The organism is Agrobacterium sp. OT33 (genome assembly GCF_017313365.1).
Taxonomy (GTDB): Bacteria; Pseudomonadota; Alphaproteobacteria; order Rhizobiales; family Rhizobiaceae; genus Agrobacterium; species Agrobacterium rhizogenes_A.
In genome coordinates this window covers 286,360-306,715 of sequence record NZ_JAFLMZ010000003.1, presented here as the reverse complement: position 1 = coordinate 306,715, position 20,356 = coordinate 286,360, and the positions used below count along the sequence as shown (strand labels likewise).

21 protein-coding genes are annotated in these 20,356 nt (G+C 60.6%); 12 read left to right on the top strand and 9 right to left on the bottom strand.

What is annotated here, in order from left to right:
* The first annotated feature begins 70 nt into the window (after positions 1–70).
* Together JZX88_RS09010 and queF are read left to right on the top strand one after the other, a co-directional pair.
* A complete protein-coding gene (locus JZX88_RS09010; RefSeq protein ID WP_065116030.1) occupies positions 71–973 on the top strand; it encodes a cation diffusion facilitator family transporter in 903 nt (300 codons plus the stop codon).
* A 17-nt stretch (positions 974–990) separates the two neighbouring features.
* Positions 991–1,455, top strand: a complete 465-nt coding sequence (queF, locus tag JZX88_RS09005; RefSeq protein WP_065113909.1) for a preQ(1) synthase — start codon at positions 991–993, stop codon at positions 1,453–1,455.
* A gap of 24 nt (positions 1,456–1,479) precedes the next feature.
* On the opposite strand, the gene JZX88_RS09000 is transcribed toward queF, so the two are convergent.
* Both JZX88_RS09000 and JZX88_RS08995 read right to left on the bottom strand, forming a co-directional pair.
* Positions 1,480–2,232: a DUF2076 domain-containing protein gene (locus JZX88_RS09000; protein ID WP_206913318.1), complete on the bottom strand. Its 753-nt coding sequence runs from the start codon at positions 2,230–2,232 to the stop codon at positions 1,480–1,482.
* Between the two features lie 100 nt (positions 2,233–2,332).
* Positions 2,333–2,923: a HupE/UreJ family protein gene (locus JZX88_RS08995; protein ID WP_206913317.1), complete on the bottom strand. Its 591-nt coding sequence runs from the start codon at positions 2,921–2,923 to the stop codon at positions 2,333–2,335.
* 230 nt (positions 2,924–3,153) lie between these two features.
* Between JZX88_RS08995 and JZX88_RS08990 the strand changes: the two genes are divergently transcribed.
* Entirely contained in the window at positions 3,154–3,735 is a 582-nt protein-coding gene (locus tag JZX88_RS08990; protein WP_065113906.1) for an ATP-dependent Clp protease proteolytic subunit, read from the top strand.
* A gap of 109 nt (positions 3,736–3,844) precedes the next feature.
* On the opposite strand, the gene JZX88_RS08985 is transcribed toward JZX88_RS08990, so the two are convergent.
* Positions 3,845–4,102 carry a pentapeptide MXKDX repeat protein gene (locus JZX88_RS08985; protein ID WP_206913316.1) on the bottom strand — a complete coding sequence of 86 codons (258 nt, stop codon included), beginning with the start codon at positions 4,100–4,102 and terminating at the stop codon, positions 3,845–3,847.
* A gap of 186 nt (positions 4,103–4,288) precedes the next feature.
* On the opposite strand from JZX88_RS08985, the gene JZX88_RS08980 reads away from it, so the two are divergent.
* The gene (locus tag JZX88_RS08980; protein WP_110756451.1) at positions 4,289–4,837 is read left to right on the top strand and encodes a sigma-70 family RNA polymerase sigma factor; all 549 of its coding nucleotides are present in this window, start codon (positions 4,289–4,291) and stop codon (positions 4,835–4,837) included.
* Positions 4,834–5,478 (top strand): NrsF family protein, encoded by a 645-nt coding sequence (locus JZX88_RS08975; RefSeq protein ID WP_110756108.1) that lies wholly within the window; start codon positions 4,834–4,836, stop codon positions 5,476–5,478. Before JZX88_RS08980 ends, JZX88_RS08975 begins: the two co-directional genes overlap by 4 nt.
* A gap of 82 nt (positions 5,479–5,560) precedes the next feature.
* Here the strand turns inward: JZX88_RS08975 and JZX88_RS08970 are convergent, their stop codons facing one another.
* The gene (locus JZX88_RS08970; protein WP_206913315.1) at positions 5,561–6,643 is read right to left on the bottom strand and encodes an esterase-like activity of phytase family protein; all 1,083 of its coding nucleotides are present in this window, start codon (positions 6,641–6,643) and stop codon (positions 5,561–5,563) included.
* Between the two features lie 282 nt (positions 6,644–6,925).
* Between JZX88_RS08970 and JZX88_RS08965 the strand changes: the two genes are divergently transcribed.
* The 3 genes from JZX88_RS08965 to leuA all read left to right on the top strand — a co-directional run bounded on the left by JZX88_RS08965 (position 6,926) and on the right by leuA (position 10,448).
* Entirely contained in the window at positions 6,926–8,104 is a 1,179-nt protein-coding gene (locus JZX88_RS08965; protein ID WP_206913314.1) for a benzoate/H(+) symporter BenE family transporter, read from the top strand.
* Between the two features lie 73 nt (positions 8,105–8,177).
* Positions 8,178–8,420 (top strand): type II toxin-antitoxin system BrnA family antitoxin, encoded by a 243-nt coding sequence (gene brnA, locus JZX88_RS08960; protein WP_193559899.1) that lies wholly within the window; start codon positions 8,178–8,180, stop codon positions 8,418–8,420.
* Between the two features lie 318 nt (positions 8,421–8,738).
* Positions 8,739–10,448: a 2-isopropylmalate synthase gene (gene leuA, locus JZX88_RS08955; RefSeq protein WP_206913313.1), complete on the top strand. Its 1,710-nt coding sequence runs from the start codon at positions 8,739–8,741 to the stop codon at positions 10,446–10,448.
* 211 nt (positions 10,449–10,659) lie between these two features.
* On the opposite strand, the gene JZX88_RS08950 is transcribed toward leuA, so the two are convergent.
* Positions 10,660–11,610 (bottom strand): metallophosphoesterase, encoded by a 951-nt coding sequence (locus JZX88_RS08950; RefSeq protein ID WP_206913312.1) that lies wholly within the window; start codon positions 11,608–11,610, stop codon positions 10,660–10,662.
* A gap of 66 nt (positions 11,611–11,676) precedes the next feature.
* Here JZX88_RS08950 and JZX88_RS08945 point away from each other — a divergent pair, with 66 nt between their 5' ends.
* Complete coding sequence (locus JZX88_RS08945) at positions 11,677–12,168, top strand: NUDIX domain-containing protein (protein WP_206913311.1); 492 nt, start codon at positions 11,677–11,679, stop codon at positions 12,166–12,168.
* A gap of 17 nt (positions 12,169–12,185) precedes the next feature.
* Here JZX88_RS08945 and JZX88_RS08940 read toward each other — a convergent pair whose 3' ends face one another.
* Entirely contained in the window at positions 12,186–13,178 is a 993-nt protein-coding gene (locus JZX88_RS08940; protein ID WP_206913310.1) for a glutathione S-transferase family protein, read from the bottom strand.
* 296 nt (positions 13,179–13,474) lie between these two features.
* Between JZX88_RS08940 and JZX88_RS08935 the strand changes: the two genes are divergently transcribed.
* The gene (locus JZX88_RS08935; protein ID WP_174030000.1) at positions 13,475–14,044 is read left to right on the top strand and encodes a GNAT family N-acetyltransferase; all 570 of its coding nucleotides are present in this window, start codon (positions 13,475–13,477) and stop codon (positions 14,042–14,044) included.
* A gap of 336 nt (positions 14,045–14,380) precedes the next feature.
* Positions 14,381–15,694, top strand: coding sequence for an MFS transporter (locus tag JZX88_RS08930; protein ID WP_206913309.1), 1,314 nt, complete (start codon positions 14,381–14,383; stop codon positions 15,692–15,694).
* 58 nt (positions 15,695–15,752) lie between these two features.
* On the opposite strand, the gene JZX88_RS08925 is transcribed toward JZX88_RS08930, so the two are convergent.
* A complete protein-coding gene (locus JZX88_RS08925) occupies positions 15,753–16,718 on the bottom strand; it encodes an MBL fold metallo-hydrolase (protein ID WP_206913308.1) in 966 nt (321 codons plus the stop codon).
* Positions 16,719–16,805: 87 nt separating this feature from the next.
* On the opposite strand from JZX88_RS08925, the gene JZX88_RS08920 reads away from it, so the two are divergent.
* A complete protein-coding gene (locus JZX88_RS08920; protein WP_206913307.1) occupies positions 16,806–17,759 on the top strand; it encodes a LysR substrate-binding domain-containing protein in 954 nt (317 codons plus the stop codon).
* Between the two features lie 13 nt (positions 17,760–17,772).
* Here the strand turns inward: JZX88_RS08920 and JZX88_RS08915 are convergent, their stop codons facing one another.
* Together JZX88_RS08915 and JZX88_RS08910 are read right to left on the bottom strand one after the other, a co-directional pair.
* Positions 17,773–18,186, bottom strand: coding sequence for a GNAT family N-acetyltransferase (locus tag JZX88_RS08915; protein WP_206913306.1), 414 nt, complete (start codon positions 18,184–18,186; stop codon positions 17,773–17,775).
* 84 nt (positions 18,187–18,270) lie between these two features.
* Positions 18,271–20,355, bottom strand: a complete 2,085-nt coding sequence (locus JZX88_RS08910; RefSeq protein WP_206913304.1) for a hypothetical protein — start codon at positions 20,353–20,355, stop codon at positions 18,271–18,273.
* Position 20,356: the final 1 nt, after the last annotated feature.

Sequence of the window (20,356 nt, the reverse complement as noted above, 5' to 3'; positions counted from 1 at the left end):
CCCCGTGCGCGCGGTTCGTGCGTTTTGGCAGTCGGTCATGCAATTCGTTCGCATCCGCACGGGGGCAAAAATGAACAGTGAAGGCAATGCACTGGTAAGGAAGCTCGCATTCTGGGGCATTCCACTTTCTTTCGGCGTGCTGGGCCTCAAGCTTCTGGCATGGTGGGTCACGGGGTCCGTCGCACTTCTGTCCGATGGTCTGGAATCGACCGTCAACGTGGTGGCGGCCTTCATCGCCTATTTCGTCATTCGTTATGCGCAGAAGCCTGCCGATGACGATCACCAGTTCGGCCATCACAAGGCGGAATATATTTCCGCCGTGGTGGAAGGCGTGCTGATCGTCGTTGCCGCGCTGCTGATCGTGCAGGAGGCATGGGGCGGTCTCTTTAATCCGAAGCTGCCGGAGGCGCCGGTTCTGGGTCTTGCCATCAACGCGGCGGCGGCGGTCATCAATGCGGTCTGGGCAACGACCCTGATCCGGGTCGGCCGGAAATACGCCTCGCCGGCGCTTGCCGCCGATGGCCATCACATCATGTCGGATGTGGTGACTTCAGCGGGCGTTCTCGTCGGGCTCATTCTGGCGCTTGTGACGGGTTACGCCATTCTCGATCCGCTGCTTGCCATATTGGTCGCCATCAACATCCTGTTTCAGGGATCGAAGGTCATCATGCATTCGCTTGGCGGGCTGATGGATCGCGCGGTGGAGCCCGAGGAAGACGAGGCGATCAAGAAGGCGATCGCGGACAATTCCGGCGGCGTCATCGGCGTGCATGACCTCAGGACTCGCCGTGCCGGTTCGGCCGCCTTCATCGATTTCCACGTGGTCGTTCCGGCCACGATGACGGTGCGGGAGGCGCATGATATTTGCGACCGCCTTGAAGATGCCATAAGGGAGGTCATACCGGGCGCCAGCCTTGCCATTCACGTCGAGCCTGAGGGCGAAAAGGCGCATGGCGTCAAAGTCATTGTATAAGTAGTCAGGAGTTTTCCATGTCCGTGACGGATGTTTCCGGCCTGTCGCAGCTGGGCACGAAGGTCGATACGCCCGAGAGCCCGGAAAAGGCCATTCTCGAAAAGGTGCCGAACGGCAATGCCGGCACTGATTACGTGGTGCGCTTCACCGCGCCCGAATTCACCTCGCTTTGCCCGATGACCGGCCAGCCGGATTTCGCCCATATCGTCATCGATTACATCCCGGGCGATTTCCTGGTGGAATCGAAGTCGCTGAAGCTGTTCCTGCAGTCCTTCCGCAACCACGGCGCATTCCACGAGGATTGCTCCGTCTATATCGCCAAGCGTCTGGTGGAACTGTTACAGCCGAAATGGCTCAGGATCGGCGCTTACTGGTATCCGCGTGGCGGCATCCCGATCGACGTCTTCTGGCAGACCGGGCCGGCGCCCGAAGGCGTATGGCTGCCGGATCAGGGTGTTGCGACCTATCGCGGTCGCGGCTGATCCGGCTGTTTAGCGTGTGAAGATTCAGGCGAACGAACCGTCGTCGCCTGAATCGAAATCAGCGTCGTCAGCATTGTCGCCATAGTCGGCCTGCTGGATATTGTCGTCGTCGTCGTTACTTTGCTGATTGGCGCTGTCGCCGTAATAATTGTTGACGACGGTTTCCTCGACGGGGGCGTTGCCTGCGGCATTACCGCCGCCGAAGGGTGAACCGAGCCCCAGCGACGACATGTGGCTGCCGAAAATGCCGCTCAACGAATTGGCAAGCAGCATGCCGCCCGCGACGCCGGCGGCGGTGCCGAGCGCGCCCTGCAGAAAGCCACCACCCGAACGCCCGACGGCGGTGGGTTGCTGGCTCCACGGGCCGCCGGGTTGCTGCTGACCGGCCGGCGATCCCCAGGGGCCAGCCGTCTGGCCGGCGGTATCATTGCGCCATGAGGTTGGCGCGGCGGCAGGGGCTGGCGTCGGTGAGGGCTGCTGCGATTGTCCTGTCCCGAAGATTGAACTGAGGAACCCGCCCTGTGCGGCTGCCTGCGGGGTGTTATTACCGCTTTCCAGCACATGGATGCGGTCTTCGAGCTGCCTGATATGGGCTGCTGCCGCCTCCAGCCCTTTTTCCTGAACGATCACCGCCTGGGCGAGATAATAGGGGGCTGCGGGTTGATCGCGCACGGCGTCTGCGATCAATGTTTCCGCCTCGCGGTCACGCGGGGTGGCGGATGCGGTTTTGGTCCTGTCGAACAGGCCCTTGAGAAGCTGGCTTTCTTCCGGTGACATATGCTGCCTCCTTACCGTGAAGCGTAAATCCACGATAAGGAGGTAGGCCTCAATTCAGGCTTTTCAAAGCGGCCCGAATTTTAAATTTCGGTAATGATCGTCAGCCGCCGAGGGCAAGCGACAGGCCGGCGATTGCCGTCAGCGCGCCGATGGTGCGGCTTGCCGCCGAGCCGAAACGGGCAATGCCAAGGCCGAGCGCGATGCCGGCCAGATGCAGCAGCGCGGTGGCGATCATGAAGCCAAGGCCGAATTGCCAGGCGCCGGCGCTGCCCAGTTCACCGCCATGGGCGTGGCCGTGGAAAAGCGCGAAAGCGCCGACAACCGCCGCAGCTGCCGCTGTCGGCAGCTTTACCGCCGCCGCGACCAGCAGGCCGAGGCCGATGACCGAGGCGAGAATGGCGGGTTCGACGAAGGGAAGATCGATGCCGTAAACCGCCATCAGGAAGCCGGCGGCCATGGTGCCGACAAAGGCGGACGGCACGAGCCACAAGGCCTTGCGGTCACTGCCGGCCATGGCGATCTGCGAGGCCCAGATGCCGACGGCGACCATGGCGAGAATATGATCCGCGCCGAAAAACGGGTGGGAAACGCCCGCCATGAAGGAACCGTGTTCTTCCGGGTTCAAATGGGCGAAGGCGGGCAGGGCGGTAGCGCCGAGCGCGGCAGCGGCAAGGCTTAGTCTTTTCAGCATGGTTCCCTCTTTTGATTGTTGCCGCCGGACAGGCTCTTGGGCTTCCGGCACGGGCGGCACTGCAATGAGGCGCCGACGATATCGTGAACGTCAGGATGCTGTCCATGCGTCATCTGCCGGGGGTCCTGTTTATTGTTCGGGCGAAAACCTTGCCTTTTTCGCTCATTGCCTTACGTAACAAGTCGCACTATGTCCGAAGGGCATGCATGAATTACGCTGGAGAGCCGTTGATGAACGAAGACGAAGACGACAAGAGCAAGGAACTGCCGATCGGCAAGGAAACGGAAGCGAATCTTTTCAAGTCGCGTTCGATCTTCATCTATGGTGGCATCACGCAGGAACTGGCGCAGAAGGTCTGCACGCAGCTCGTGGCTCTTGCGGCCGCCGGTGACGACGACATTCGCGTTTACGTCAATTCGCCGGGCGGTCACGTCGAATCGGGTGATTCCATCCACGACATGATCAAGTTCATCAAGCCGAAGGTCTATATCATCGGCACGGGCTGGGTCGCTTCCGCCGGTGCGCTGATCTATGTTTCGGTGCCGAAGGAACGTCGCCTTTGCCTGCCGAACACCCGCTTCCTGCTGCACCAACCCTCCGGCGGTACGCGTGGCATGGCATCCGACATCGAAATCCAGGCCCGTGAAATCATCAAGATGAACCAGCGCCTGATCAAGATCTTCTCCAAGGCCACCGGCCAGAGCGAAGAAAAGATCGCCAAGGATATCGATCGCGATTACTGGCTGAGTGCGGAAGAGGCCAAGGATTACGGTCTCGTCGGCAAGATCGTCGAAAGCCAGTCGGAGCTCTGAGCTTCTGATATCTCTTTAAAAAGCCCGTACTGGCAGTGGCCGGTGCGGGCTTTTCCGTTCCTGGCGGCTTATGCCGCGTTTCCGGTCCTGCGCTGTCGCAGGCCAGCCATCATTGCATGGTGTCGCAGGCCTTCATCATGTCGGCCTTCTTCATCTTGTCCATTTCCATGCCGGCCTTGTGCATGCAGTCCTTCTTGTCCGCCATTGGCATGCCGTCCTTTTTCGTCATTTCCGTCTGCGTGGTGTCGCTGTGCATGGCGTCTTTTTTCATCGTATCGGTCTTCATGCTGTCGGCATGGGCGATACCTGTGAAAGAGAGGGCCGACAGCATGGAAGCGGTGGCGATGGTCGCAAAAATGCGGGTCATGAAAGGTCTCCTCTGGGACGTTGTTTTATGTCCGGCGGCGTCGTGCCGTGGCTCACGATCGTCCATTCGCTCGGAAACAGCCCGCCGTTACAGCTTCACGTGCTTGTGACGGAATATTCGGGCGAGATTTTTTTTCAGCCATTATGTAACAATATCGTATGGACTGCGAATAACCCGACAGTGACGATGACAGGCAGCCTTTCGGAAGAGACATTAAAGATGCTGATGCTGCGTTCCCTTGACGGGGACGAAAGCGCCTACAGGCATTTGCTCCATGCGTTGCGCCGGCTGTTGGTCGCCTATTACGGGCGGCGCATGGCCTCCTCATCCCGAGGCGATGTGGAGGATCTTGTGCAGGAAACCCTGTTGTCGCTTCACGCCAAACGGGAGACCTATGATCGTGCGCGACCGTTCACGGCCTGGTTCTTTGCAATCGCGCGCTACAAGCTCATCGACCATTATCGGGGCAGGGGCGCGCGGATGCTGGCGGAAGTCGAACTGGATGAGACGCTGGAAGCCGAACCGACTGTCGATGCGGTGACGGCGCGCATGGATGTGGAACGCCTGCTCGACGATTTGCCGGAGCGGCAACGAGACCTCATTCGCAATGTGAAACTTGAAGGTCAGTCAATTGCAGAAGCGGCAAAAAAGTCCGGCCAGACCGAGCTTGCGGCACGGGTCGGCATTCACAGGACGCTGAAAGTCCTGGCGGCAAGGTTGCGGGGAGACACGTGAGAAAGACGGAAGACATCATTGATCAACTGGCGGGCGACCTCAGGCCTGTGCCCGTTTCGGCGCTGGAGCGCAGGCTGCTGCTGGCCGTCTTGCCCGCGCTCTGCATTTCGCTTCTGCTGATGTTCGTCATTCTCGGGCTGCGCAGCGATATGGATGATGCTTTCACTGAACTGGGTTTCTGGATCAAGTCCGCTTACAATGCCGTGCTGGCCGTGGTCGCGTTCCTCGCTGTCCGGCGCCTTGCCCGGCCGGATGGCGATCGTGGCTGCTTTTTTGCATTGCTGGCGGTGATTTTCGTTGCAATGGCGGCAATCGCATTCGTCCAGCTGGGCTTTGCCCTGCCGGGCAGCTACCGCACCCTTATTCTGGGATCGTCGGCTCTGCATTGCCCGTTTTTGATCGTGGCTTTTGCATTTCCCATGTTTCTGGCGAATTTGTCGGTTCTCAAACGCTCCGCGCCCGCCGATCCCGCGCTTGCCGGTTTTGCGGCGGGCATCGCCGCGGGTGCAGCCGGGGCGTGGGTCTATTCCTGGTTCTGCACCGAAAACGGCATGGCATTCGTGCTGATCTGGTATTCGCTCGGCATTCTTGTCATGGGCCTGATCGGCGCTTTTGCCGGGTCCCGGTTTCTCCGCTGGTAGCTGCTTCCTTCGCCTGGCCGAGCCGGTTGCCAATACCGGCCCCGACCGTTGCCGGAGCCGGTATCCTGCGTCATCACGGATCCTACTGACCCAAATTTGCGGGAATTGCGAAGAGCGCAAACTGGGTGAACTGCTTGCCCGGATTGAAATTGTCGTCCGAGGCGATGACGAAGAGCTGCTTGCCATCCACCACCGGCCCGAAGGCGAAGCTTTCGATATTGTCGATATCGAGGCCGAAATCGCCTTCGTTGATTTCGAACCACGCTGATTTGGATACGGCGGTCACGGATGCCTGATCGATCTTGTCCCTGCCGAGAATATTGTCGGCGCGGGAGAGGTCGGCGATGAAAAAGCGGATATGGTTGCCGACCCCGGAAGCGAAATTGCGCTCGACGGCAACGAAACGGCCATCCGGCAGGGCCTCGATGGCGGAGAGACCATTGTCGTTATATTTCGGCTCGGCGGCTGTCGGGGTCTTCGAGATCGCCTCGGTGACATAGACATGTTCCGCGGCCGGCTTCAGCGTCGTCGTGTCGATCACGAGGATACGGGCCGGGCTGCCGGCCTGTGGCGTCGCCTTCGGGCCGTCCTGGATCAAGGCATTTTCGGTGGCGGCGATCAGCCGGCCGGGCATCAGCGTCAGGCCCTCGAAGGCGAGATTGTTCTGTACCCCCTTGGTCTTTGCATCATCGACGAGATAGGCGTCGGGCAATTCCAGCCGCTTGACATTGCCGCCATCGAGGTCCGAGGCATAAAGCGCGGGCTGGTTCTTGAGGTCACGCTCGGATGACCAGTAGAGCTTGCCGCCCTTACGGTCGAGCGCTATTCCCTCGGCATCGATGCCCTTTAGGGCGAAGGCTGCGCCGGCCTCATCCTTCAATTCCCGCGTGGCGGCGATGTTCAGCTTAACGATGCCGTCCGTGACGGCCAGTTCCAGCTCGTAATAGCGGGCGGGACCATTTTCCACACGATCATCGGAAACAGCGAGATAACGGCCGGTTTCACTGTCGAAGGCGAGATCCGAAATGCCGCCGAAGGCGACGCCATTGATGGAGAGGCCCGAAGGAACGACGATCTGGCCAAGAAAGGCCGGCACTGGCGGGGTCTGCGCGGCGGCCGGAAGTGCCACAAGGCAAAAAGCGGCGATGGTGGCGATGCGAAACATGGAGACGATCCCTCTTGTGGCGGCTGCCCTGCTGTTGTGGATGCCGTGAGGATTAGCCCCCTGTCGCTAAACTTTGATGACGTTTTCCGCGTTTCCCGTACCTGAAGCCCGGCCGCTCATCTTGCCAAGCCTTGTCTTTTTTGATCCTGAATATAGTCATGCTTCATCCAAAGCGTGTCGCCATCTTCGGATTCGCGCTCCACGCTTCAAGTTTTGTTCCTGTCCGTCGTCAATGCAGACCGCTGCGGTTTTTGCGACAGGCAGCAGGCCGCAGAGTGCTTCATGCTGAAAGATTTTTCCGTCCAGAGCCTGTTCATGGGGTGCCTCACCGCCTTTGTCGGTTTTGCCAGCTCCTTTGCCGTCGTGTTGCAGGGCCTCAAAGCCGTCGGCGCGACGGATTTCGAGGCGGCTTCCGGGCTGATGGCGCTTTCGGTGGCGATGGGGCTTTGCGCCATCGTTCTTTCTGTCGCCACACGGCTGCCGATCAGTATCGCGTGGTCGACGCCGGGTGCGGCCCTGCTGGCGACCACGGGCGTGATCGAGGGCGGATTTCCGGCGGCGGTGGGCGGTTTCATCATCTGCGCCGTGCTGATCATCATCGCCGGCCTGTTCCGGCCGCTCGGGCGGGCGGTTGCCTCCATTCCCGCGCCACTTGCCAATGCCATGCTGTCAGGTGTCATCATCGGCCTGTGTTTCGCGCCGATCAAGGTGATCGGTTTCAACCCGGCGCTTGGCCTGCCGATCATTCTCGCCTGGATCGTGGTGGGTGCTTTCCGGCGGCTTTTCGCCGTGCCTGCGGCGCTTGCCGCCTTCGTGCTCGTCATGATCTTCGGGGTCGATATTCCGGCTGGCGCGCTCGATAGCGTGGCGCAATCGCTGACGCCGCCGATGGAGTGGGTGACGCCCGTCTTCAGCCTGCACGCCATCGTCTCCATCGCGCTGCCGCTGTTCATCGTTACCATGGCCTCGCAGAACATTCCCGGCATCGCGGTGCTGAAGGTCAATCATTACGATCCGCAGCCCGGACCGCTTTTCGCCACGACCGGCTTCTTCTCGCTGCTTTCCGCCCCCTTTGGCGGCCATGCCGTCAATCTTGCGGCGATCACCGCGGCGATGTGCGCGGGCGAGGACGCCCATGCCGACCCCAAACGGCGCTATTGGGCGGCGATCATCGGCGGTGTCGGTTACATTATCTTCGGCCTGTTGGCTGGCGTGGTCACGGCCTTCGTGGCGCTGGCGCCACCGATCCTCATTCAGGCGGTGGCGGGGCTGGCGCTGGTCGGCGCCTTTTCCGGTTCCGCCGTCGCGGCTTTCAAGGAAGCGGAGACGCGAGAGGCGGCGGCGATCACGTTTCTCATCACGGCCTCGGGCCTGTCTTTCGCAGGCGTTTCCGGAGCTTTCTGGGGCCTGATCGGTGGCGGGCTGATGATGGCGTTGCAGCGGGTGGTGAAACGTTGTTAGATAGGGTGCTTATTGTTTTAAGAAATATTTATCTGCTCATTTCCGTCGGCGTTCTGGAGACAGGAACAGTGTTATGAAGACGATCAGCGCTGAAGAGTTCGACAGGAAATTCGACCAAGGCGAAGACATCGATGAATATCTAGATTGGTCCACGGCTCGCCATGCGGGACTGGATTTGGTGCGTGTAGATATTAATCTTCCCGAGAATGTTTTGCGTGAACTGGATGGAGAAGCGACGCGCCTTGGAACTACACGCCAGTCGCTAGTGGCGAAATGGATTGTGGAGATGTTGGAGAATAGTCATTCTGGAAAATAGCGCCGGTCATCACAAGATCACTTGTCAGACCGCCAGCCGCTGTTTATACACGTCGCCATGAGCAACAGCATCGCAACCATTTTCGGCATGAGCGCGCAGATTTCTGCGAAGGCCTCGCCGTGCGGTGCACTCTCGCTTCTTAGCCTCGACCTTACACGCGGTTGCCGGGTCCAGTGAGGAGCGCCCGGCGGCCGAAAGCCCGCTGGTGCAAACGCTCCTCATCTCGAAATCTCATTTTATACTGGATTTAGGCTCTCAAGGGCCGCGCATCCGCCGATGGCTTGAAGAAGCCCGCGGACTGCGCAAGGAGGAAGCGAAATGGACGGCAAGATCACCAATATTTCCAAGGGCATGAACGACGCGAGCGTGAAGTATCGCCCTTACCCGACCATCAACATCCCTGACCGCACCTGGCCGGGCAAGATCATCGACAAGGCGCCGATCTGGTGTTCGGTGGATCTGCGCGACGGCAACCAGTCGCTGGTCAACCCCATGGGCCACGACCGCAAGGCCCGCATGTTCAAGCTGCTGCTCGAAATGGGCTTCAAGGAAATCGAGATCGGTTTCCCCTCCGCCTCGCAGACGGATTTCGATTTCGCCCGCTGGTGTGTGGAAGAAGGCGATGTGCCTGACGATGTATCCCTGCAGGTGCTGGTACAGTGCCGCCCGGAGCTGATCACCCGCACCTTCGAGGCGCTGCAAGGCGCCAACAAGCCGATCATCCACTTCTACAATTCCACTTCGGAACTGCAGCGCCGCGTGGTGTTCGGCAAGGATGTGCACGGCATCAAGCAGATCGCTGTCGACGCGGCCAAGATGATCACCGACATGGCGGCGAAGGCCGGCGGCGGTTACCGCTTCGAATATTCGCCTGAGAGCTTTACCGGCACCGAGCTGGAAGTGGCGCTGGAAATCTGCAACGCCGTGGTCGAGGTGGTGAAGCCGACGGCCGATAACAAGCTGATCCTGAACCTGCCTTCGACGGTGGAAATGGCGACGCCGAACATCTATGCCGACCAGATCGAATGGATGTGCCGCAATATCGATAATCGCGAAAACGTCATCATCTCGCTGCATCCGCATAATGACCGTGGCACCGGCATTGCCGCGACCGAGCTGGGCCTGATGGCGGGTGCGGACCGCGTCGAAGGCACGCTGTTCGGCAATGGCGAGCGCACCGGCAATGTCGACGTCGTGACGCTGGCGCTGAACATGTATACGCAGGGTGTCGATCCTGAGCTGGATTGCCGCGATATCGAGCGCATCAAGTCGGTTTACGAATATTCCAACGAGATGACGATCCCCGAACGCCACCCTTATGTCGGCGAACTGGTCTACACGGCCTTTTCCGGCTCGCATCAGGATGCGATCAACAAGGGCATGAAGGCGATCAAGGTCGCCAACCATCCCGTCTGGGAAGTGCCCTATCTGCCGATCGATCCGAAGGATGTCGGCCGCTCCTATGAGGCGATCATCCGCATCAACTCGCAATCCGGCAAGGGCGGCATCGCCTATATTCTGCAGCAGGATTACGGCATCAACCTGCCGCGCAACCTGCAGGTGGAGTTCCGCGAGGATATTCAGCGCATCACCGATGAAGAAGGCGTGGAACTGCCGGCCAAGCGCATCTATGAGCGCTTTATCGAGCGTTATGTGACGCAGCCGAAGGCACGCATCAAGTTCGTCGATCATCACACCTATCCGGCCGGCGATTTCAAGGGGGTGCGCATTGTTGCCGCCGAGATCACCGACAATGGTGAGGTGAAGCGTATCGAGGGCAAGGGAACCGGCCCGATTGACGGGTTCATCAATGCGCTGTCGGTCTATCTCGGCATTGACCTGTCGGTGAATGATTATTCGGAGCATTCGCTGCAGCATGGCTCGAATGCTTCGGCCATCGCTTATGTCGAGATGGAGCATCCGGGCGGCAAGCTGTTCGGGGCGGGGGTCAACACGAATATTGTGGCGGCTTCGCTGGAGGCGATCGTTTCGGCGGCCAATCGGGTGCTGGAAGAGCGGGCTAAGTAAGTGGGCCTTGAGGGTGGGGCTTTACCCCCCTCTGCCCTGCCGGGCATCTCCCCCTCAAGGGGGGAGATCGGCAGGAGGCGCTACCACCACTTCATTCTCAACCTTTGAGATGGGCGAGACCCAACCACGAGTCGATCTCCCCCCTTGAGGGGGAGATGCCCGGCAGGGCAGAGGGGGGGAAGCCACACGCTCCAACCTCACGGCAGCGAACCTATTCCCCCAACCGCGAAAACCCCAGCGGCCGCCCGTTTTCATAAAACACCCTGATATCCTCCAGCGCCACACCCGTCCCCGTCTCATCAAGACTATGGCGCTCACAGGCGACATTCCATGTGCCGGGACCACCGGAAATGTGGAAGAGATTATAGGCCGCGCGCGGTTTTTCCCCACCCGGTCCCTGGCTGGCCGAGGCGATGCCGACGACCGGAATGTGGTCTTCCCCGTGATGCGTATTCAACCAGTAAACCGTGTTGAGATGGGTATGGCCATGCAGCACGAGTTCCGCCCCGCCGACGCCCAGCGCCGCTGCGAAACGGCGGATGCCGATCATGCGCTTGTGGGTGGCGGTGGCGCCGCGGATGGGTGGATGATGGATCATCACCACGCGGAACAGCCCCTGTTCGCCGGCTTTTTTCAAAAGTTCTGCCGTGGCGCGTGCCTGCCGGTTGCCGAAATAGCCGGTGGCGGAGAAGGGGGGCGTGGCAATCGAGGTGGAGCAGCCGATCAGTGCGACCGGGCCACGCACGCGCATATAGGGGAAAATCTTGCGGTCATCGTCCCATTCCGGCGGATCGCCATCGCCGCGCACGTAGGGGTACCAGGCCTGCATGGCCTTGTCGTGCGCGCCGGAAACATAGGCGTCGTGATTGCCGGGAACGACGGACGTCTTATCAGGGTCGCCCACTTCCTCCAGCCAGTCGGCGGCGGCGCGAATTTCAATGCCGGTCGCAAGATTGACGAGATCGCCGGTGATAGCCAGATGATCCGGTGATTTTGTCTCGAGATCGTCGAGCAGCTTTTCCAGCGTATCAGTGAAGAGATGCTTGCGGCGGTTGCGGTGCCAGTTGACGAAACCGGTGATACGCTTGGATGCAAGTTCCCGGAAAGTGAGCTTTGGCAGTGGCCCCAAATGGACGTCTGAAATATGCGCAAGTTTGAACATGGCGGCAGAGATAACCTATGATATGCGGCACGTCCAATAAAAGCCTGCCGGTGGGGAGAAACCAGGGTGAATGACGAGACAACCGGGCAGAAGGCCCGTCCGTTCCACATGCGTGTCTTCATCCGCTTTCTGCATTTCATTTTTCTGCTCACACGGGGTGCCACGCTTGGCGTGCGTGCGGCCTGTTTCGATGAAAAGGGCAGGATTTTTCTGGTGCGGCACACTTATCTGCCGGGCTGGTATCTGCCGGGCGGCGGGGTGGAGCGTGGCGAAACTCTGCTGATGGCGCTGCACAAGGAAATCCGCGAGGAGGGCAACCTCGTGGCCGCTTCAACCCCTCAGCTTTTCCATGTCTATCTCAATCTGGAAGGCAGCAATCGCGACCACGTGGCGCTCTACCGGCTGGAGGTCAGCCAGACAGCTCTGAAAAAGCCGGACCATGAAATTGCCGAAAGCGGCTTTTTCGACCTTTCGGCTTTGCCGGAAGGGGTGACAGCCGCCACCCGCCGCCGCCTCGCCGAACTTGCCGGCGAAGCGGAAATCGCCGACCACTGGTAGCGGCGGGAGGCTTCTCGTCAGGAAAGCGCCTCGCGGCCATGGGCCATGGTCAGGTCCAGCTCCGGGCCGACGGGCACGATGCCGGTCGGGTTGATGGTGCGGTGGCTGCGGTAGTAATGTTCCTTGATGTGGCGCATATCCACCGTATCAGGCACGCCCGGCGTCTGGTAGAGATCGCGCAGGTAACCCGTCAGGTGCGGATAGTCGTGGATGCGGCGGATGTTGCACTTGAAATGGCCGACATAAACCGGATCGAACCGCACCAGCGTCGTGAAAAGGCGCCAGTCCGCTTCCGTCTGTTCTGAACCGAGCAGGAAGCGCCGGTCCTTCAGGCGATCTTCCAGCATGTCCAGCGTTTCGAACACCTTCACGGCATTCTGCTGATAGGCATCCTGCGTGGTGGCGAAACCGGCCTTGTAGACGCCGTTATTGACGGTGTCGTAGATGACGTCGTTCAGTGCATCGATCTCGGCGCGCAGCGCCTCCGGGTAATAATCCGCTTTCGATCCGGTGAGATCGTTGAAGGCAGAGTTGAACATGCGGATGATCTCCGCCGATTCATTGGAGACGATGGTGCCGCGCTGTTTGTCCCAGAGCACCGGCACGGTGACGCGCCCCGAATATTTGGGGTCCGCTTTGGTGTAGACCTGCCAGAGCGTGGAGGAACCGAACAGGTGGTCTTCGGTCGCGCCCGGTGTGCGTTCGCTCTCAGGCTTGAATTCCCAGCCGTTTTCCAGCATCAGCGGGTCGACAACGGAGACGGAGATCAGGTCTTCCAGCTTTTTCAGCTTGCGGAAAATCAGCGTCCGATGCGCCCAGGGGCAGGCGAAGGAGACATAGAGGTGGTAGCGATCCTTCTCCGCCTTGAAACCGCCTTCTCCCGAAGGGCCGGGGGCGCCGTCGACCGTCACCCAGTTGCGGAACTGCGAGGCGCCGCGCTTGAAATGCCCCTTGGTTTCCTTGGTGTCGTACCAGACGTCTTTCCATACGCCTTCCACCAGCATGCCCATGACGATCTCCTTATGTGTTTCCTTGATGGCGATCTTACCCGTTTCACGCCACGCCGCGAACCCGCAAGGCGTTGAACAATGCGTTTCCGGTCCTGCATGGGCTGAATGGGGCAGGCATAAGATTTGTTCTGGACGGGTTTGAATTTTCCTGATAATTGCGATTTTCACAAATCTGAGGAAATTGCTGACTATGATCGAACCACGGATGCTCCGACGACGCTGACGCTCCTGAACGCCCTTACCGGCGCAGCCGTCACCTATTGTCGCATCCGCATTCTGGAAGTTTCGGTCTCTTCATGTCCAAGCACGATCTTGTCTACCTCACCGAGGACGCGTCGCACGACGCCATCATCGAAGTCATCAACGAAGAAGCTTTTGGTCCCGGCCGGCACACCCGTGCCGCAGCGCGCATCCGCGAGCAGGGCCCCCATGACCGGTCGCTGTCCTTTGTCTGCGCCGATGATGGCGAGACGATTGCTTCGGTGCGCATGACGCCGGTTCTGGCGGGTGATGTGAAGGGCCATATGCTTGGCCCGCTCGCGGTGCGGCCCTCGCACAAGAACAAGGGCATCGGCCGGGAACTGGTGCGGATTGCCATTGCGGCGGCCCGGCGCAAGGGCTCCGAAGCCGTTATCCTGATCGGCGATCCGCCCTATTATATGCCGCTCGGTTTCGAGAAGGTCGCTTATGCGGCGCTCGATTTTCCGGGTCCGGTCGACCCGAACCGGGTGCTGGTGGTGCCTGTTGGTGACGACGTGCATCAACGGCTGAAGGGCAAGATCGGCTGGCGCAAATGCGAGGCTGCGATGCCGGCCGCCGCGGCGGACGATGAGGGTTTTGAGGAGCCGCTCAGGGTTTACGGCTGAGGGGGTATCGGAAGGGGCTGTGTGCTTTTTGGTGCAACATAAACCCCGTCATTCCGGCCTTGAGCCGGAATCCAGCCAACCCAAGTCTTTGGGCTGAAAGGATTCTTCCCACGGCGCAGACGCGCCGTGACTGGATGCCGGATCAAGTCCGGCATGACGGAAGGGGCGTTGCGCGCTATGGCAAACATCGAGACTGCCGTGCACATCTCCTTGTGTGGTAAAATCTTCTTCCGGTAGCCTGTCTCGAAACAACGCGTCTCCCTCCACAGAATTCAATTCCGTTTCCTCCCCCTATACGATAGCTAGTGAAAGTCGATTACTGCGAAGGGGCGGGGCATGACGGCGATTACCATGAACGATGCGCTGGAGCGCGCGGGCGCAGGCGCCTATCAACGGCGGCTGATGGGCATTTTCGGCCTCGTCTGGGCGGCGGATGCCATGCAGGTTCTGGCCGTCGGTTTCACCGCCGCCTCGATTGCCGCAACCTTCGGCCTGACGGTGCCGCAGGCCTTGCAGACCGGAACGGCGTTCTTTTTCGGCATGTTGCTCGGTGCTGCCGGTTTCGGACGGCTGGCGGACCGGTATGGGCGTCGTCGTGTGCTGATCGTCACCGTCGCCTGTGATGCGCTGTTCGGTGCGCTTTCGATATTTTCGCCCGATTTCACCATTCTGCTCATCCTGCGCTTTCTCACCGGCGCGGCGGTGGGCGGCACGCTGCCAGTGGATTATGCGATGATGGCGGAGTTCCTGCCTGCCAAAAATCGCGGCCGCTGGCTGGTCTTTCTCGAGGGCTTCTGGGCTGTCGGCACGCTGATCGTGGCCTTGGCGGCCTGGGGTGCAAGCCTTGCCGGTGTGGCCGATGCCTGGCGTTATATTTTCGCCGTGACGGCTTTTCCGGCCGTTCTTGGTCTCGGGCTTCGCTTCCTGGTGCCGGAATCGCCGCTTTACCTGCTGCGCAGCGGGCGATTGGACGAAGCCAAGGCCGTCGTCAACCGTATGCTGGTGACAAATGGACGTGCGCCTCTCGATGCCGGGACGGGGCTTTTCCAGCCTGATGTGGCCAAGGGGCAGGGGATATTTTCGCCGGCGCTCCGGCAGCGCAGCATCATGATCCTCACCATCTGGTTTCTCGTCTCCGTTTCCTACTACGGTGTCTTCACCTGGATGCCGGCGAAACTGGCGGGCGACGGTTTCGGCTTCGTGCGCGGTTATGGTTTTCTGGTGCTGGTGGCGCTGGCGCAGATCCCCGGTTACGCGCTTGCCGCCTATGGCGTCGAAAAATGGGGCCGCAAGCCGACGCTGATCGGCTTCTGCCTGCTCTCCGCGCTTGGTTGCCTGCTGTTTACGCTCGCTTCCGGCGGCGCGATGATTGCCGCCTCGCTCCTCATCATGAGTTTTGCGCTGCTCGGCACCTGGGGGGCGCTTTATGCCTATACGCCAGAGCTTTACCCGACGGAATCGCGGGCGACCGGCATGGGTGCTGCAGGCGCCATGGCACGGCTTGGCGGCCTGCTGGCGCCGTCGCTGCTCGGTTATGCCATTGCGCAGGGCTTTGGTGTCGCGATCGGCATATTTGCCGGGCTGCTGGTGCTGGCTGCCATTGCGGCGACGATGATTAATGCGGAAACGCGGCAGGTGGCGCTGAGCTGACTACCGCTCAGGGGTGATGGCCTGATCTGATCCTTGATCAGGCCATTCTGTTCTGCGCTTACAGCGTCGTATAATTGACCGGAAGCCAGTCGTAATTGGTGCTGTCGGTACGCACATGGCCGATGCCGGGGAAAGCGATGTGAGCGCCGGCCACCAGATATCTGCCCTCTACCGCCTGTTTGAACGCCAGATCGCGCGCCACGACGGCGGCTTTCTGGTCGACATCGAACTCGATCGCCACGTCTGGCTCATCGAACTGGAGGATATCGCCATGGGTGATATCGCCCCAGAAGACGATCTTCTGGCCGTCGCTTTCCAGAACAACAGCGCTGTGGCCGGGTGTGTGGCCGGCGTAAAGGATCGAGCCAAGACCGGAGACCGGTGCGGCATTATCGCCGAAAGTCTCGAATTTCCCGGCATCGATATAGGGCTGGATGCTTTCCTTCGCTTCGGCATAACCCTTCTTCAGCGCTTCAGGGGCCGCCTTGGCCTTTGCCTTGTCAAGCCAGAAGGCGGCTTCGCGCGCATTGACCCGGAGCGTCGCATTGGCAAAGACACGGTTGCCATTTGAGGACAGCCCGCCGGAATGGTCCGTGTGGATATGGGTGAGGATAATGTCGTCTATCTCGCCGGTTTTGTAACCGGAGGCCTCGATATTGGCGACGAGCCTGCCAAGGCTCGGACCGAGATAGGTGCCGGTGCCGGCATCGATCAGCACCAGCCTGTCTCCGGTGTTGACGAGAAATGCATTGACCGAAGTGGGCGTCTCTTCCGGCAGGAAGGCTTCCCGCAGCACCTTGGCTGCATGTTCCGGTGTGGTGTTGGTGTAGATTTTGGCGAGTGGCAATGCAATGACGCCGTCCGAAAGGGCGGTGACTTCCACCTTGCCGACCATCAACCGATAAAAGCCGGGTGCCTGCGTGGCGGCCAGGGGCGCCTTGGCGAATGCGACGGTGGGCGCAACGAAAGGGGCGGCGAAGATGGCGCTGGCGGCGCCTTTGAGAAGCGAACGACGTGATGGCATGGGTGGCTCCTGAGTTTGGGGAACGTCTTGAAAGTTTCCGAACTCCAGCTAAGTGTAGAAAGGCCAGCAATCAAATCGATGTGACTTATGCAAACTATCGATCATTTCAATCTCCGTTCCTTCGACCTCAATCTTCTCATCGCCTTTGATGCGATGATGGAGGAAATGAATGTCACGCGGGCTGCGCGCCGGCTGAAAATCCAGCAGCCGGCCATGAGCCACAACATCTCCACCCTGCGGATATTGTTTCAGGATGAGCTTTTCATCCGCGTGGGACAGGAGATGAAGCCGACGGCACGGGCGCTCAATCTGGCCGGACCGGTGCGGCAGGCGCTCCGGCAGGCGCAGGCGGCGGTGCTGACGGCTGATGTTTTCGATCCGGCGACGGAGCGGCGCACCTTCCGGCTGGGCATGTCGAGCGAGGTGGAACTGTTGCTGCTGCCGGACCTGACGGCGCGGCTGCGCGAGATCGCGCCCGGCATCCGCATTCTGGCCCGCAGCGGGCAGGAGGAGGAAATCACCGCGATGCTGGATACGGGTGTGATCGATATGGCCGTGGGATGCGCCTATTCGAAAGAGCAACGCCATCATTGCGAGCCGCTTTATTCTTCCAGCGTGCTTTGCTGTTTCAACCCGGCTCTGCTCGATCTGCCCAATCCCGTCGGGCTGGACGCCTATATGGGGGCCAAACATGCGGTCATATCGCAGACGGACAGCCTGCATGGCTGCATCAAGGATGCGCTGGAACTGAGCGGATTGGAAATCGATGTCGTTGCAGCCGCGCCGGATTTCCTCTCGGTGCTGGCAACGGCGCGATCCTCGGCAGTACTGGCGACCGTGTCCTCACGCATCGCGCTGCGTTATGCGCCGATGCTGGGACTGGAAATAAGCCCGGTGCCGGTGACGCTGAATTTCCCGCCGGTCGCCATGGTCTGGACCTTGCAGACCGATGCGGATGCGGGAGCCGTGTGGCTTCGCCAGCAAATTCGTGAGGCCATGGGCCGCACGGTCGACAATGAGGTATCGGGGATCGCGGCGTAGCTGCTTTCGCAATCTAGAAGCGCTTCTCCAGCCAGGTGATCGACTGGCCGCTGGAAAGGGGGCCAAGCGAGCCGATTCTGGTGAAACCGTAGCGTTCGTAGGTTCTCAGGGCATCAGGGTTCATCGTATCGATGTAAGCGCCGGTGCAGCCGCGCTTTCTGGCTTCTTCCTCCGCCATCGCAAGCAGCTTCGCAGCGGTGCCCTTTCCGCGCATGGTTTCCGGCACGAAAAGAAGCTGCACATAAAGCCAGCCGCGGCCGGTATATCCCACCAGACCGCCGGTCACAGCGTTTTCGTCATCGCGGATGGTGATATTGAGCTCGCGTTTGTCACTTTCACCGAAACGGGCGATATTATAGGCCACCAGCGGATCGCGGATGGCCTTTTCAGCGTCCGCATCCGCGACATCGCTCAAAACGAAATTCATGATTTTCTTTCCCGGACGCCGGGCGGCGGCCGTTTGTCGTTTTCCAGTTCAAGACGCGGAAAGTCTTGCACTATTGCCAAGGTTTTACCGCCCTTCACGCCACCAGAGCGCGGAGAAGGCAAGCAGCAGGGCGCCAAGCCCGGCAAAACCGGCAAAGAGCGGCAATGTGTTGACGCCTTTCAGCACCGTCTCGTCGGTCAGACGTATCAGCATGCGATCCTCGTCGGCAACCCTGATGTCACCCCGCACCGGCAATATATCGGGCAGCGCGATACGGCCGGAATTATCGGCGACACGGTGCACGCTGCCCTTGGTGGCGTCGGCCAGCGGCTTCAGCGTCTCCGTCGTCGAAATCATCGCCTTGAATTCCGGCGCATCCACCGCGCCGACATGGACGAGGGTGGTGAAATCGCCGTTCTTGATTTCGAACAGGCCGGTTTCGTCCATGCGGCGCTCGATCTTGTAAAGACCGGGCTCGGTGGTGGTGAAGGCCATGTTTTCGGTCTTGCCGGAAGGGAAACGCACGCTTGCCTGACCGGGATCGTCGCCGATGGTCTGGCGGGTGATTTCCAATGTGCGGCCATTGGCCCGCGCCGTCAGCGCCTCTTCTTCCAGCTCGGGCTCCTTCATCAGCCAGTGGGCGATGCGGCGATAAAGCGCCACATGCGGGCCACCGCCTTCAAAACCACGCGCCCACAGCCAGCCCTGATCGGACAGAAGCATGGCGACACGGCCTTCGCCCTGACGGTTCAGCACCAGCAGCGGGTCCTGCCCGTCGCCGAGCATCACGGTTTGGCCCTGCGGCGGGTCAACGCTGATGGTGCGGAACCAGCGGCCCCATTGCGGCGGCTCGTTGGCCGATCCATCCAGCCCGCGGGTGACAGGGTGCTTCTTGCCCGCTTCCGAAAGGCGGGGATAGAAGGCCGCCTGATGCACCTGACCGGTCGGTTGGGCCGGCAGCACGGAGGCGAGCGGCGTCATGGCGATCGAATCCTGACCGGCATGTTCCGGGCCTGCGGCAATCAGGAGCGCGCCGCCCTTTTCGACATATTGGGCGATGTAATCGTAATAGAGGATCGGCAGCACGCCGCGATGCTGGTAGCGGTCGAAGATGATGAGGTCGAAATCCTCGATCTTTTCGACAAACAATTCGCGGGTCGGGAAGGCGATCAGCGAGAGTTCGTTGATCGGCGTGCCATCCTGTTTTTCCGGCGGGCGCAGAATGGTGAAATGCACCAGATCGACCGAGGCGTCGGATTTCAGCAGGTTACGCCAGGCGCGTTCGCCGGCATGCGGCTCGCCGGAGACGAGCAGCACACGCAGGTTCTGGCGGATGCCTTCGATCAGGTGAACGGCGCGGTTGTTCGCAGCAGTCACTTCGCCGGGAAGCTCGGCGACGGAAAATTCCATGACATTGTTGCCGCCACGCGGAACCTTGAAACTGAACGGCGTTGGCTGGCCGGGTGTGGCCTGAAGTGTGGCGATTTCTTCGCCGTTCATCTTCACGGTCACTTCTGCCGAGCCACCGCCTGCGGGGCGGCCGTCATCAAAGACACGCAGCGTCAGCTGCTGCTCTTCATTGACGATGCCGAAGCGCGGGGCACGGACGATCTCGATGCGGCGGTCGAATTCATCAGCCTTGCCGGTGATCAGCCCATGCACGGGGGCGCGGAAGCCGAGCGCCTGTTCGGCATTGGGCAGGGCATTCGGGATATCGTGAATCTGGCCGTCGCTGAGGAAGATCGCGCCGCCGACGCGGGATGGCGAGACATCGGAAACGGCGGAGGAAAGGGCCGAGAAAAGCTGGGTCGAGGGCGAATCACTCTCGCCATCGTCGCGCACCTCCACGATGCGCGGTTCGATGCGCGGGAAGCGGGAGAGCCGGTCTTTCAGCGTCTCCAGCGCCGTATCGGTCATTTGCGGCCGGTCCTGTACGTCCTGGCTCTGCGAGCGGTCAACGATGACGGGGACGATGGTGGAAAGCGGCTCGCGTTCCTCCTGCGTCAGAAGCGGATTGGCGATGGCAGCCAGCAAGGCGGCGAGCGCAAGCCCGCGCAGCCATGCGCCACGCACGCCACGCCACAGGCCGATGAAGGAAAGCGCAAGAGCGGCGACGGCCAGAACGGCAATCACGATCCACGGCAGAAAGGGGGCGAAGGTCAATGTCATG